Annotated in this window: 13 protein-coding genes; all 13 read left to right on the top strand. The window is 35.9% G+C overall.

The annotated features are described in order from the left end of the window. Positions 1-2 precede the first annotated feature (2 nt). The 13 genes from EHS15_RS12860 to EHS15_RS12920 all read left to right on the top strand — a co-directional run bounded on the left by EHS15_RS12860 (position 3) and on the right by EHS15_RS12920 (position 13,958). Positions 3-1,181, top strand: coding sequence for a glycosyltransferase family 4 protein (locus EHS15_RS12860; protein WP_135760978.1), 1,179 nt, complete (start codon positions 3-5; stop codon positions 1,179-1,181). Between the two features lie 10 nt (positions 1,182-1,191). Then, positions 1,192-2,469 carry an exopolysaccharide biosynthesis polyprenyl glycosylphosphotransferase gene (locus EHS15_RS12865; protein ID WP_135760979.1) on the top strand — a complete coding sequence of 426 codons (1,278 nt, stop codon included), beginning with the start codon at positions 1,192-1,194 and terminating at the stop codon, positions 2,467-2,469. Positions 2,470-2,564: 95 nt separating this feature from the next. Then, positions 2,565-3,842 (top strand): O-antigen polymerase, encoded by a 1,278-nt coding sequence (locus EHS15_RS12870; protein ID WP_167884231.1) that lies wholly within the window; start codon positions 2,565-2,567, stop codon positions 3,840-3,842. Next, complete coding sequence (locus EHS15_RS12875; RefSeq protein WP_135760981.1) at positions 3,835-4,689, top strand: ABC transporter permease; 855 nt, start codon at positions 3,835-3,837, stop codon at positions 4,687-4,689. The genes EHS15_RS12870 and EHS15_RS12875 overlap by 8 nt, the downstream gene beginning before the upstream one ends. A 5-nt stretch (positions 4,690-4,694) precedes the next feature. Then, positions 4,695-5,984, top strand: a complete 1,290-nt coding sequence (locus EHS15_RS12880; protein WP_135760982.1) for an ABC transporter ATP-binding protein — start codon at positions 4,695-4,697, stop codon at positions 5,982-5,984. A 15-nt stretch (positions 5,985-5,999) separates the two neighbouring features. Further along, entirely contained in the window at positions 6,000-7,118 is a 1,119-nt protein-coding gene (locus EHS15_RS12885; RefSeq protein ID WP_135760983.1) for a glycosyltransferase family 9 protein, read from the top strand. A 363-nt stretch (positions 7,119-7,481) separates the two neighbouring features. Then, a complete protein-coding gene (locus tag EHS15_RS12890) occupies positions 7,482-8,051 on the top strand; it encodes a glycosyl transferase (protein ID WP_246052202.1) in 570 nt (189 codons plus the stop codon). Continuing rightward, positions 8,041-8,892, top strand: a complete 852-nt coding sequence (locus EHS15_RS12895) for a class I SAM-dependent methyltransferase (protein WP_135760985.1) — start codon at positions 8,041-8,043, stop codon at positions 8,890-8,892. Before EHS15_RS12890 ends, EHS15_RS12895 begins: the two co-directional genes overlap by 11 nt. Positions 8,893-8,942: 50 nt before the next feature. Next, positions 8,943-10,460: a hypothetical protein gene (locus EHS15_RS12900; RefSeq protein WP_135760986.1), complete on the top strand. Its 1,518-nt coding sequence runs from the start codon at positions 8,943-8,945 to the stop codon at positions 10,458-10,460. Further along, entirely contained in the window at positions 10,454-11,389 is a 936-nt protein-coding gene (locus tag EHS15_RS12905) for a glycosyltransferase family 2 protein (protein WP_135760987.1), read from the top strand. The genes EHS15_RS12900 and EHS15_RS12905 overlap by 7 nt, the downstream gene beginning before the upstream one ends. Positions 11,390-11,412: 23 nt before the next feature. Further along, positions 11,413-12,267, top strand: a complete 855-nt coding sequence (locus EHS15_RS12910; RefSeq protein ID WP_135760988.1) for a glycosyltransferase family 2 protein — start codon at positions 11,413-11,415, stop codon at positions 12,265-12,267. Positions 12,268-12,270: 3 nt separating this feature from the next. Next, positions 12,271-13,125, top strand: coding sequence for a hypothetical protein (locus tag EHS15_RS12915; RefSeq protein WP_135760989.1), 855 nt, complete (start codon positions 12,271-12,273; stop codon positions 13,123-13,125). Continuing rightward, a complete protein-coding gene (locus tag EHS15_RS12920) occupies positions 13,122-13,958 on the top strand; it encodes a class I SAM-dependent methyltransferase (protein ID WP_135760990.1) in 837 nt (278 codons plus the stop codon). Before EHS15_RS12915 ends, EHS15_RS12920 begins: the two co-directional genes overlap by 4 nt. Positions 13,959-13,961 lie beyond the last annotated feature (3 nt).

The following is a 13,961-nucleotide window of genomic DNA, read 5'->3' on the forward strand; positions in this document are numbered from 1 at the left end:
TCGTGAAAATTTGTCTTATCGTTGACGATTATCTACCGCACAGTAGGAAAGTTGCGGCTAAAATGATGCACGATCTTGCTCTTGGATTGAAAGAAAATGGTCATAATGTAACTGTGGTTACTCCGGGCGGAGATCATTATACACCCGTTGTAAAAGAAGATTATGAAGGCATAAATGTTCTCAGATTTCCTTCCGGTCTTTTGAAAAATGCATCCAAACCGATTCGGCTGATCAATGAGTTATTATTGTCCTTTCGTTCTTGGTCTTATTTAAAAGGAAATTTTAATTCGGAGAAACAAGACCTCATTATCTATTATTCTCCTACAATCTTCTGGTCCGGTCTCGTATCAAAATTAAAGAAAAAATGGAATTGTCCTTCTTATTTGATATTAAGAGATTTTTTCCCTCAATGGGTGATTGACCAAGGGATGCTAAAAGAATCCTCCTTACTGATTCGTTTTTTCAAATACTGGGAAAAGAAAAATTATTCAGCGGCTTCTCGTATCGGTGTGCAGTCCCCTAAAAATTTAGAATGGTTTAGAAAATATTTTCCTTCTTATTCGAATGCAGAGGTTCTTTTTAATTGGGTAAAAATCGAAGAACAAAAATTTTTTCCTAGTTTTTATCGCACACGGTTAGGTTTGAAAGGTAAAGTTGTTTTCTTTTATGGTGGTAACATCGGTTTGGCGCAAGATATGACGAACATCATTTCTCTGGCAAAAAGATTTTCTACAAACTCTTCCGTTGCGTTTGTCTTGGTAGGTTCCGGTGATGAATTTTCTTTAGTTCAAAATTCAATTAAAACTGAAAATCTAACAAATTTAATTCTTTTGGAATCTGTATCTCAAGAGGAATATAGAAGAATGCTGGCCGAGTTCGATATAGGTTTGTTTACCTTGCATAAAGATCATAAAACTCATAATTTTCCGGGGAAAATCTTGGGGTATATGGAGCAAGGTAAACCTATATTAGGTGCTGTAAATTCCGGAAATGATCTGAAGGACGTTTTAGAGGAGGCCGGTGCAGGCCTTGTGTGTGAATCAGGAGATATCGATTCTTTTTATCATAATGCAAACATTCTTCTTGATGCTTCCAAAAGGGAAAAGATGGGAAAAAAATCATTCTCATTGCTTGAGTCGAAGTTCTCCGTAGATAACGTGATCAGGACAATTTTAAAGTAAGCTGGTTCGAATGGAAGTGAAAGAATATACAAGACGGCATTCTCGTTGGTTTGAACGCATCTTACTGAGTTATAGCTTCCAATTTTTGTCCGGCGGTTTTGTATTAATTCTTTGTACTGCAGTGCCCATTTGGGGTTGGCGTTTTTGGGATTCTGAAGATCCTAATATCATCACTTCCTTGGTTGCATGTTTACTTTCCTTTCTCATTTCCACTATATCTTTGAGAAATTTATTTCGGCTTCCTGGCTCGGAAACGGTCGCCTATATTCTTCCTGTAACCACCATTTGTTTTGCCATTCCTATCGGGCTCATTCTCGTTTTTAGGGCAACTTATTCGATTCAGGTGTTTGTGGTCGGCTTTTGTATTTCACTTTTATGGTGTTATATCGGATATTTTTTAGGAAGAAGATATCGTTTGGTAAGATACGCCTTGCTTCCGTTTGGTGAACCGAAGGAATTCGAACACACTCACGGTGCTCTGTTTCAGGTAATCGAAAAGCCGGATTTAGAAAGCCAAAGGTTTAATGCGATCGTTGCGGATTTAAATTCGAGTGAGATGACTCCCAGTTGGGAAAAGTTCTTAGCCGCTTGCACTCTTTCCCGCATTCCCGTTTATTCTACTAAAAAAATCAGGGAAGCCGTTTTGGGAAGAGTGAAGATCGATCATTTGAGCGAAAATGAATTCGGAAGTTTGCTTCCATCTTCCTTCTATGAAATTACCAAACGTTGTTTCGATTTTTTAGGAGCCCTGATTCTGATTCCGCTGCTCCTTCCTTTTTTTATTTTGATATCGCTTATCATTCGATTGGAATCAAAAGGGAATGCTTTTTTTGTGCAGGAGAGAATGGGATACAGGGGTCGTATCTTCAAGATGATTAAATTTAGAAGTATGTACACTGAACTTCGAGGGAGCGGTTTCACGAACGAAAAGGAAGATCCTCGAATCACGAAATTCGGAAAAATATTAAGAAAATATCGCATTGATGAGCTACCTCAAATTTTCAACATCTTCCTTGGGCAAATGAGTTTTATCGGTCCAAGGCCAGAATCTTACGAACTTTCCCAGTGGTACGAGAGAGATGTTCCTTTTTTCGCATACAGGCATATCGTAAGGCCCGGCATCACCGGCTGGGCTCAGGTGGAGCAGGGGTATGCTGCAGAAGTCGACGGAATGAAAATTAAACTTCAGTATGATTTTTATTATATTAAAAATTTCTCATTCTGGTTGGATCTATTGATCGTATTTAAAACAGTAAAGACTATATTAACCGGGTTCGGCGCAAGGTAATCGCACTTAAAGTCTGAGTTGCAGTAAGAATGGATCTGTCTTTATTCTGGATATTTTTATCTTTTGTTTTCTGTGTTACCTTAACCGTAACTCAAATGGGAAAAAAATCCCTGGTCATTGTTGTAATTCTCGTTTGGTGGTATTTTTGGCTCGCCCTTTCCGAGTTTTCCTTAACAGGTCTTTTTCCTCCTTCGGATTATGCAAAATTATTGTACCTTGTTTTTTTCTTCTTTTTAACTTCTTTTGCGGTTCTTTTTAATTCAAAGAAAATCTATCGTTATTTCTCGATAGATGCAGAGACTTTTTTGAAAAAGGAAGTTCTCAATAAAGAATCTTTATTTTTTAAATTCCAGATTTTTCTTCTTTTCCCTCTGTTTGTATTCTTTTGCATTCGAGGTTTATATCTGCTCCTGTATGTTTATGAGATTAATTTTTATCGCTCTGAGGTTTATGGCCTAAACACCGGTTCCTCCGCATTGTTTTTTAATAGCCATGTAATTTCTTCTATTTACGAATTACTAGCGGGGCCGTTGTTGTTACTCGGTTTGTTCTTAGGTTTTTCGTTTTATATTTATCTAAAAAGAAGCCGGGTTTTGGCTATTTCCTATATTCTCATTGTTATGGATTCGGTGATGAGTGCAGGAAGATTCGGTTATCATTATATTTTATACAGTTTGATTTTAATTGTTTTGTATCAGATGTTCATTAAGAAAAAAGTTTTGAGCTGGAAATCTTTATTGCTAGGTGCTTTTGTCTTTTTAAGTATTTTTTTACTTTCCGTATCCGTTTCCATTAAGAGAAATAAAAGCACTTCTCCTATTTCCGGGTTTATGGAACGTTTCGTAATCGATTATCATACGAATTCTTTCACAATCTTTAGCCAAGAACTGGATAATCCTGAGTCGGGAATTCATAAATACACTTACGGTCGCTCTACATTCAGTGGGCTTGAAAAATATGCAGCGGTAATCCTAAGAAGTTTTAATTATAAGGTCAATTCTCAATCCGATGTCATTGGAGGCGAATTGATGGTAAACAGAGTGGTCGGCTGGAATCAAAAATGGGAAGGTAAATATTACAATGCATTCGGTTCCATGTTTTATTCTATGTATAGAGACGGCGGAGTTCTCTTTGTAATACTTTACGGAATTCTTTTCGGGTGTTGTTTAAGTTATTTTTCAAACGGACTGGTTTCTAAAAATCCGTTTCATTTGTCGATTTTAAGCGCTCTTTCCTTTATCGGGATATATGGTATTTTTCAACCTGTTACAACAGGACCAATCTTACCTTCAATTTTTTTAATCATCCTATTTTATAAGCTTAACTTACAGAAGATCTCAAATTTTATCCGCAACACGGTGTTCAATGTCTAATAAACTCGAAAGTGAATCCTTTAGTTTGATTGATTCTAAAACAAGAATCTTTCATCTAAATCTGTCCGAATTATGGCAGTATAAAGATTTAATCTATTATTTCGTAAAAAGAGATTTCGTATCATTTTACAAACAAACGATTTTAGGTCCCTTATGGTATTTAGTGCAGCCGATTGTCTCTTCAGTCGTTTTGTTCGTAGTATTTACTAAAATCGCAAAGTTACCTACAGGAACCGTTCCTCCTTTTCTCTTTTATTTAAGTGGAAACATTTTGTGGATGTATTTTGCAGAGAATTTGAATCGAACCTCTGACACATTCATCGTAAATTCTTCCATCTTTGGAAAAGTCTATTTTCCCAGATTGACCGTTCCTATCAGTACAACTCTTTCCGGTTTGATTTCTTTTTTTATTCAATACGCTTTGTTTTTGTCAGTTTATGCGTATTATTACTTTCAAAATCAAGTTCCTTTTTTTACCGTTTGGATCTTTTTAACTCCATTTGCTGTTTTATATTTAGCATTGATTAGTTTTTCTTTCGGAATTATGATCTCTTCTTTGACGACCAAATACAGGGATTTGCGATTCATTCTGAGGTTCGGAATTCAATTGTGGATGTTTGCATCTCCGATTGCTTATTCTATCCAACAGGTTCCTAAACATTACTTAAGTATTTATATGTTGAACCCTATCACTCCGGTTATTGAAGGGTTTCGTTTCATTTACTTTCAAAATACTCTTTTGACTCTTGATGATTTACTTTGTAATTTTATCATCAATGGAACTGTTCTTGTTTTGAGTATCCTTCTTTTTAATAGAGTTGAAAAATCATTTATGGATACGGTTTAATAATTATGAATTCTGAATCGCTATCAATTCAATTTGAGAAAGTAAGCAAACGTTATATTTTAGGGCAGATGTCTCACGGAATGATTACCAAAGATTTACAATCTTGGTGGGCGAAGCTGAGAGGAAAACAAGATCCTAACTCTTTGATTGATGCAACTAAAGAGAAGCAAACCTCAGATACTTCTGAATTTTATGCGCTAAAGGATATTAACTTCTCGATTCAAAAAGGAGAAGTTATAGGAATCATTGGAAGAAACGGTGCGGGAAAATCGACACTATTGAAACTTCTTTCCAGAGTGACTTCTCCGAGCAATGGTAAAATTAAGATCAACGGTAAGATCGCCAGCCTTTTAGAAGTAGGCACAGGCTTTCATCCCGATCTGACAGGAAGAGAGAATATTTTTTTGAATGGCGCTATTCTGGGGATGAGCAGAAAAGAAATATTCGCTAAATTCGATGAGATTGTGGAATTTGCGGGAGTTTCTAAATTTATCGATACTCCCGTTAAAAGATATTCAAGTGGAATGTATGTTAGGTTAGCATTCGCCGTAGCGGCACATTTAGAGCCGGATATACTTGTTGTTGATGAAGTATTGGCAGTCGGAGACTTAGAGTTCCAAAAAAAATGTCTGGGAAAGATGGAGTCAGTTTCCAAAAAATCCGGTAGAACTATATTATTTGTCAGTCATAATATGGCGGCAATCTCTAGTCTTTGTACCAGAACGATTTATTTAAAAAAGGGTCAAATTCATTACGATGGAAAAACGGAAGATACGATTTCTAAATACCTTCAGGACAATCAATCGATACTAGAAGAGAATTTATCCGAAAGAAAAGATCGAGAAGGGGAAGGTCAAATTATCTTCGAAGAAACTTGGACCGAAGACGAAGCAGGGAAAAGAAAAACAACTTTTCTTTCCGGAGAGAGTCTTGTGATCGCTGCGAAAATCAGGATTAGAAATAAAATTCCCTATAAGAAAATTTCAGCTGCATTTCAAGTTCAGGATCAAAACGATTATACCCTAACGGATCTAAACACTCAATCAAAAGCTATCGAATTTGATGTTCCCACAGACAGAGATTCTGCCGTTCTTAGATGCAAACTTCCGAATATTCCTCTTATGCCTGGAAGTTATAATCATCATGTTATTTTGAGAACAGATAATATCATTCAAGATTTTGTCCTTACCGCAGGTAATTTTCACATAGAAGAAGGGGACTTTTTCGGTACAGGCAGGACATTCGATAGAGGGCATGGTTATATCCTTTTGCACCAAGAGTGGAGTTTGAATTAAAAGAGTTTTATATTCATGAAATCATCTCTTTTACTTTTTCTCTTTAAGTTCGTTTCTATTTTTAGAGTCGGCCGCAAAAAACAAAGACTTTTGGTGATGAAAATTGATGCGATCGGAGATTATATCCTATTCAGAAATTTTCTCTCTGTGTTGAAAGCCGATATTGCATATAAAGATTATGATTTTTATATATTCGGAAATATTCAATGGAAAGAAATTTATGAAGCGTATGATGCTGATTTTGCGATAAAAGCAATTTGGTTCGATCGTAGCCGGCATAAGAATCATTTGTATCTTTTCTGGCTTTTGATTCGTCTTTCTTTGATTTCCGCAGATCTTTTTCTTCAACCGACTCATTCCAGGGATTTTTGGTGCGATTTCTTTTCGAGAAGAACTCCAGCTCGCAAAAAGATCAGTTCTTTCGGAGATGATACGAATATCGGGACGGACGCAAAAAAACGCTCGGATGACTTTTTTGATGTTTTGCTTCCTGTAAAGTTTTTGTATGAATTCGAATTCCTCAGAAATAGGGAGTTTTTCTCGCTTCTTTTAGAAAAGGAGATTAAAATTTCGAAACCGTCCATCTCGTTTTCTAAAATAGATGGGAAACCTTATGTTTCTATTTTTTTAGGTGCAAGCAGTTCCTTAAAACAATTTGAAAAAGAAAAACTTTTTCTTTTCCTTAAGGAATTAGCAAGCCATGATCGAAACCTGAAGTTTGTTTTACTCGGTTCACCGAAGGAAAAACAAATGTTAGAGCTTTTTCCTTTTTCTGATTTTCCTAATCTGGAAAATATGTGTGGAAAAACAAGTTTAGTTCAATTGATCGATCAAATCGGAAACTCAACCGCCTCCATTTGTTATGACAGTAGCGGAGTACATATTGCCGTGGCAACGGGAGTGGATAAGGTTGTTTGCATCAGTAACGGCAATCATTACGGACGTTTCATTCCTTACCCAAAATCAATTGTTGAAAATATGTTGGGTTTTTATCCTCCTGAGATTAAAGATGAGTTGAGGAAGGGAAGGGAAAATCTTGTTTTAGAGAGATATTATACCGGTGCAAGTTTGGATATAAATACAATCCCTTTGCAAGAAACAATAAATGATATTTTCGATTATTTGAAATCCTAAACTGGAGCTTCTCTTCTGTCTTTAAAAAAAATACCAATACTCTTAATCGCATTCAATCGCCCGAAAGAAACAAAGATAGTATTTCAATCCATTTCTGAATATGCACCTGAGAAACTTTACATTGCTGTAGATGGTCCTCGCCAAACAAGAGAGACTGATTTTGAACTTTGTGAATCGGTAAAAAGTATTTTTAATAAGATCGCTTGGGATTGCGATGTAAAAACAAAATACAATACATCCAACTTAGGCTGTAAAAATGCCGTAAGTTCCGCCATTACATGGTTTTTTGAGCAGGAAGAGACGGGTATCATTCTTGAAGACGATTGTCTACCTGATCCCAGTTTTTTCCCTTTTATGGAAGAGATGTTGGTGAGATATAAAGATGAAGAGCGAATCTCTATGGTAAGCGGAGATAATTTTTCATTCGGAAAGATTCAATTGAAGGAAAGTTATTATTTTTCAAGATACAATCATATCTGGGGGTGGGGTTCTTGGAGAAGATCCTGGAAAGATTATGATGTCAATCTTTCCGATTATTCCTCCGGACTGGAAAGTATCCGCTCCTATCTCACTCCTTACGAATTCTATTATTGGAAAAATATTTTTGATTCCGTAAAGGAAGGAAAAATAGATACATGGGATCATCAATGGACTTATACGAATTTCAAATTGAGACGTATGTCAATCATGCCTAACGTAAATTTGGTGTCTAATTTAGGTTTCGGTGAAAATGCAACACATACGACAGTTTCTTCTTCCGAAAGCGCTTTTGCAAATATGAAAAGGGAAAAACTTGTTTTTCCGTTGGTTCATCCTTCTAAATTAAGGATCAATGAAATGTTCGATCGATTTTCAAGAGATACTTTTTTACCTCCCAGAAAAGCTTTTGTTGTGCGCTTGTTTTCACGTTTGAGGAGGATCTTTGGATTGTAGGCTCTGCGGTTCTTCTACTGAAAAAAAATTCAGAGGAAGGATTTTAAATAAGTATGAAATCGATTACCATCGATGCACTTCTTGTGATTTGATTCAGACAGAATCCTATTTTTGGTTAGAAGAGGCATACAAGGATTCGATTGCAATCACCGATACAGGAATTTTGGAAAGAAATTTTATTTTAGCGGAGAGGGTTCTTGCAGTGTTGACTGCGATCTCCTCTTCATTCCGTTTCTTCTCCGTATGGACAAAACTTCCGTTCTTTCTTGTGAAAAGAATACTCAGTAGGATACTTAAGCCTTATCTTTCTCCGATTTTGGATTTTGGAGGAGGATACGGAATTATGGTACGAATGTTACGTGATATAGGATTGGATGCCTATTGGAGCGATCCTTATTCGCAGAATTTGGTGGCAAAAGGGTTTGAGTCTTCTCAGAAAAAATACCCTGCCCTGATTGCCTTTGAAGTATTGGAACATTTTTCTGAGCCTAGGCAGCAGATAGATTCTATCATGCGTCTGTATGATCCCGATGTTTTCCTTTTTTCCACATTACTTTATGGTGATACGATTCCTGACTCTTCTTGGTGGTATTATGGATTCGAGACAGGGCAGCATATTGCTTTTTATAATCGAACTACTTTGGAAAAACTCGCCGAGATATATAATCGTAAGATATATTCTTTTTCTCCCGATTTTCATGTAATGAGTAAAATTGATTTAGATGAAAAATCAATTTCTTACATTTTGGAAAGACTTCCCGATTTACTCATTCGATTGAAATCGAAATACAGAAGTAAGGTAATTTCCGATTTCGAATCCTTGAGAGAAACTTTAAGGTAACGTTTGCGATGTTAATCTATTTGTTTTCACATTCCAGCAATACCTCCCAAATGAAGCTTAATAGATTTATTTTTATCTTTTTTTCTGTCATTCTAACTTTGTTTTTATTCGGTCAAAATCTCAAAGCAAGTTGGGGAATCATTGATGACCATGAAGTATTCTATTTAAACGATAAATATATATCGGAGAAAGGGTCGTTTTTTGATACTGTTTGGACTTATTCAGAAGTCGGAAAATTCGGTGACTTCCCCCGATATAGACCGGCATATTATATGATCCGTATGGCAGAGACTCTTTTGCAACCAGATGTATTCGGTTGGTATCTGTTTCGTTTGTTTATTTTTGCCTTTTTTCTTTTTGTCTGTATGTTATTGCTTTCCGAATATTTTTCCGTATTCAACTCCTTGTTAATTGTTATTTGGTTTGTTTCTTTCGGTTACTGGGGGGATATATTCACTCGATTAGGTCCCGGTGAAATTTATTGCACCTTGGGAGTTTCGTTGTTTTTATATGGAATTATATGCGAGTCAAGAATGAAACATTCTCATCTCTGGGTGTATTTGATTTCACTTGGCGATATCATTGCTGCTGGTTCCAAAGAAAACTTTATATTTTTAACTCCCGTTTTGTTGTATTATCTTTGGCGGCATAGACATAAATGGAATTGGAACTTTTTACTTCTGATTCTTTCCGTATTTTTCAATTTGATTGTTTTCTCCTCCGTTGCGATTTACATTCTTAAAACTGCAGATATATACGGAATGGAAGATCCTCAGCAAAAATCTTCCTTATTGAAAAGATTGTTTTTAAATTCGTATGTGATCTTTAGTTTTTCGGTTTTAGTCGTTACGTTTTATGTGCTCCGATTGTATCGACTTGTTTCTCATAGAAAAATGGATTGGAAAAGCTTATTTCTGATGATCTTTTTCTTTTTAACTGTTATTTTTAATATTATTTTTTATTCCGGTTATTGGCCGCAATACAATCGTTATGATTTTCCGGGAATTATATTGATTCAAATGACACTTTTGGTAGCTTTGTATTCGTTGTTAAGATACCCCGCCTCCTTTTTTTCAGATAGAAAACTGGCCCTCCAAGTCTTCTTATCAATATTGATGATTCTTTTGATTCGCCCTTTAGATGCTCTCTCTGTGCGCAAGGAATCTGAGAAGAATGCGATAAGGACTTCTCAATTTTGGAATCAGTTGAATTCTGTGTCTTCTTATGCAAATAAAGAACCTGACTCTGTTTGGGTGATCGCAGTGAATCAACCTTATGATTTCGAATTTTTTGATTCCTCATTGAGATATAGCAAGCAGTTGAGGATTGATATTCCTAAAGTATTATGGATGGAGAATGTTTCTTCCGGAAACGAACATGAAGCAGGCCTTGTCTCCGATTTGAATCTTCGATCGGAAACTGGAATCGAAGAATATAATGTAATTCCACGTCGGCAGTTTGAAACAGGAACATATAACTGTATTTTTACTCAATTTAATACCGATATAATTCCGGAAAATTTGAATAAAAGATGCAAAACATATAAGAGTGTAATAATCAAATGGTAAAGAAGAAATCAATAGATATTGTGATTCCTTGTATGAACGAGGAAGACAATGTGTGGCGTATATACGAGCGTATTCATAATGTATGTCCGCCTGTATATGATTTGCGTTTGATTTTTGTGGACGACGGGTCTAAAGATGCCACTTTGAAAAAAATAAGGGAGTTACAGCAAAAATATCCTAAAGAGGTTTTTTATATTTCCTTTTCCAGAAATTACGGTCATCAAAAAGCACTCAAAGCTGGTTTAGATCATTCTACAGGTGATGCGGTAATTTCTATTGATGCAGATATGCAGCAACCTCCCGAATTGATTCCTGAAATGATTCGTAAATGGGAAGAGGGATTCGATATTGTATACACCAGAAGAATCGACAATGAATCAGTTTCTTTTTTTAAGAAAATCACAGCTAAAGTGTTTTATCATTCTTTGAATTATTTATCTGGCGTAAATATTGATTCTGGTGCGGCAGACTTTCGTTTACTGGATCGGAAGGTTGTAGATGTAGTCGCCTCATTGAAGGAGGAGTTTCTTTTTATCAGAGGTATGATTTCCTACATAGGCTTTAATCAATTTCCGATCGATTACACTCCGGCAAAAAGGGAACATGGGCAAACCAAATATACATTTAAGAAAATGTTCCAGTTTGCTTTAGAAGGTATTACCTCTTTTAGTACTAAGCCTCTGCATTTGGCTACGATCCTCGGATTTTCTCTTTTTGCATTTTCAATTGCTTATTCCCTTTATGCGGTATATGTTTATTTTTTTACGGATATCGCTATATCCGGTTGGACTTCTCTTCTCGTTAGTGTTTTATTGTTAGGTGGGGTTCAGTTGATGATGTTGGGGATTTTGGGAGAGTATATAGGTAAAATGTTCATAGAGGTGAAATCCCGACCCATGTATATCATTCAAGAAAAGAAGATCAAATAATCGTCACAATAAGATTCAATTTAATGCCAAAACTATCCATTATCACAATCAATTTCAACGATAAAGTCGGTCTTAAAAGGACCATCGATTCCGTTAAGTCGCAAACTTGGCGTGATTTCGAACACATCATTATAGATGGCGGTTCCACCGACGGTAGTTTGGAATTGATTCAATCCGAATCCTCTCATTTTTCTCATTGGGTAAGTGAAAAAGATAAGGGAATTTATAATGCACAGAATAAAGGGATACTTGCTGCGAAAGGAGAATACTGTCAGTTTTTAAACAGTGGGGATTTTCTTTTTGATGAGAAGGTATTGGAAAATATTTTTTCTAAAAATCCGAATGAGGATCTATTGTACGGAGATATGTCCATTGATTATGGCAATCGAATTGAATATGGAAAAAGCCCCGATCGACTTACTTTTCCTTTTTTAGCTTTGGAAGTTCTTTGGCATTGCACTTGTTTTATCAAAAGAGAATTATTTTCGAAATATGGAACATACGATGAAGCTTTTCGCATCGTTGCCGATGTTGATTTTTTCTTCCGCGCGTTAGGAATGAACGATTCTTCCTGGAGATATTTCCCACTTAGAATTGCGCAGTTCAATACGGGAGGGTTCGGCTCTTCCCCTGCGAATCAAAAACTATTAGCAGATGAAAGAGAAAGAATGTTAAATAAATACCTTACTCCTCTGCAGATAGAAATGTGCAAAACATATTTATCATTAGAAAATGAATGCATTCGTTATAGAATGAGTCGAGTGGTTCGTCTTTCCAATCTAATCAAAAGAATTCCCGTTCTGTCTCATTCGATACAACTTCTGCTCTTCGTAATGGAGAAATTTTACAGACTTGTTCGAGGATATAAGTTAAGTTAATACATGAAAATACTTTGCCATATCAATCATTACTTCGGGCAAAATGAGTTTTTTACGGGAAAGTCATCTTTGCCTCCCGGAGTAGAGCCTGAGGAAGTAGCTAAAAGAGCTTCCGTTAGAAAAAAACATGTCGAATCCGTAATCAATCAAATGAAATCGTTCGGTGGTATTGATGTTGTAGTTTGCGGAATGAAAGACTATTCTTTGGTTCCGATCGATCTTGATTTTTCTTACATTCGATCGACTCCTTTGCTGATGATCTATGAGTCCATCGATAGAATGGCTGATAAAATAGATGAATATGATTATTTCATAAATTTGGAAGATGATACTTTTCTTACGAAAGAGACATTCGAAAATATCGTCCGTTTCGATAAGACTTCTTTCGTAAACGAGATACTTCTTCCTAACCGCTTGGAAACAGATGATTCTGGGAATCTCTATTGTGTAGATATTCAAGCTTTGCCTGGATGGACTTTGCAAATGAAACAGTTTGAGGGGCATTCTTTAAAAGTGGCTCTGAATCCTCACTCTGCACTTGTGATTTTCTCCAAGGAAAAGTTTAAATATGCATTGAGTCATATCGATAGAAGTTTCAGGAAGAATATACTTGCAAATGAATTGGATTCTGCGTTCGCCTATTATCATTCTCCTTTTTCACTTTTCAGAAGTGAAGACTTGTCTTTTCATTCTGTAATTCATTTGGATCGTTGGATTTATTCCCCGGGTGAAACCCTTTACAAGGTTTCGCATAAAAGAAGATATAACATTTCCATCGGAGATTTTTTCCCTCCCATTTTTATGAGAGGACTTCGATTTATTCTTAAACGTTTTTTGCGAAGGAACAAAACTGCATGAGGAACGAAGAGCACGATTATTCTAATTTTATCGATCTGCAAAACGAAAATTCTTCTCTGACTAAAATTATCGGAAAGATAACTCCAGGTTCAAATGTCTTAGAATTCGGTCCGGCAGGCGGATATATGACTCGCTATTTGAAAGAAAATCTGGGCTGTAAAATAGTATGTGTGGAGATAAGTGAAGAATTAGCCAATAGCGCTAAGCTTTTTTGTGAGAGAATGATCATCGGGGATATCGATCATCTTGATTTTAAAAAAGAATTTCCTGTGGATCATACATTCGACTTCATTATATTTTCAGATGTATTGGAACACTTATATTTCCCTAAAAAACCTCTTTCTGAATCATTGCGATTACTAAAAGAGAACGGTCGAATTCTTGCATCGATCCCAAACATTGCACACGGTTCGATTATCTTACAGCTATTAAACGGTAGATTCGAATACCAAAGTCAAGGATTGTTGGATAACACTCATATTCGATTTTTCACTAAGTCGAGTATTTACTCTCTTTTTCAGGAAACTGGATATAAGATTGATCATTTGGAAAGGGTAAAGATCGGTATATTCGAAACAGAATTCGATTTTAAAAAAGATAGATATTCTGAAATACAACAAGAAGCGATTTCTTTGTCTGAAGAATCGGAAACATATCAATTCATTGTCGATGCATCAAGATCTTCTTCCAAGCAGTTGCCCGTTTCAGAAGAAAAATTACTTTCTTCTTCCGAATCATATCGGGAATTCCTAGATTGGAAAGCATTGAAAAACGCGAAAATCGTTCGAATTGCAATTTCTTTTCAATCTGTTTTGAATCGAATTTTGAAATAGATA

Source organism: Leptospira idonii (assembly GCF_004770995.1).
GTDB lineage: Bacteria > Spirochaetota > Leptospiria > Leptospirales > Leptospiraceae > Leptospira_A > Leptospira_A idonii.

Bases quoted from the DNA above. Each gene is read 5' to 3' on its own strand.
- EHS15_RS12865 (WP_135760979.1), top strand. From the start codon at position 1,192: ATGGAAGTGAAAGAATATACAAGACGGCATTCTCGTTGGTTTGAACGC.
- EHS15_RS12870 (WP_167884231.1), top strand. From the start codon at position 2,565: ATGGGAAAAAAATCCCTGGTCATTGTTGTAATTCTCGTTTGGTGGTAT.
- EHS15_RS12875 (WP_135760981.1), top strand. From the start codon at position 3,835: ATGTCTAATAAACTCGAAAGTGAATCCTTTAGTTTGATTGATTCTAAA.
- EHS15_RS12880 (WP_135760982.1), top strand. From the start codon at position 4,695: ATGAATTCTGAATCGCTATCAATTCAATTTGAGAAAGTAAGCAAACGT.
- EHS15_RS12885 (WP_135760983.1), top strand. From the start codon at position 6,000: ATGAAATCATCTCTTTTACTTTTTCTCTTTAAGTTCGTTTCTATTTTT.
- EHS15_RS12890 (WP_246052202.1), top strand. From the start codon at position 7,482: ATGTTGGTGAGATATAAAGATGAAGAGCGAATCTCTATGGTAAGCGGA.
- EHS15_RS12900 (WP_135760986.1), top strand. From the start codon at position 8,943: ATGAAGCTTAATAGATTTATTTTTATCTTTTTTTCTGTCATTCTAACT.
- EHS15_RS12905 (WP_135760987.1), top strand. From the start codon at position 10,454: ATGGTAAAGAAGAAATCAATAGATATTGTGATTCCTTGTATGAACGAG.
- EHS15_RS12910 (WP_135760988.1), top strand. From the start codon at position 11,413: ATGCCAAAACTATCCATTATCACAATCAATTTCAACGATAAAGTCGGT.
- EHS15_RS12915 (WP_135760989.1), top strand. From the start codon at position 12,271: ATGAAAATACTTTGCCATATCAATCATTACTTCGGGCAAAATGAGTTT.
- EHS15_RS12920 (WP_135760990.1), top strand. From the start codon at position 13,122: ATGAGGAACGAAGAGCACGATTATTCTAATTTTATCGATCTGCAAAAC.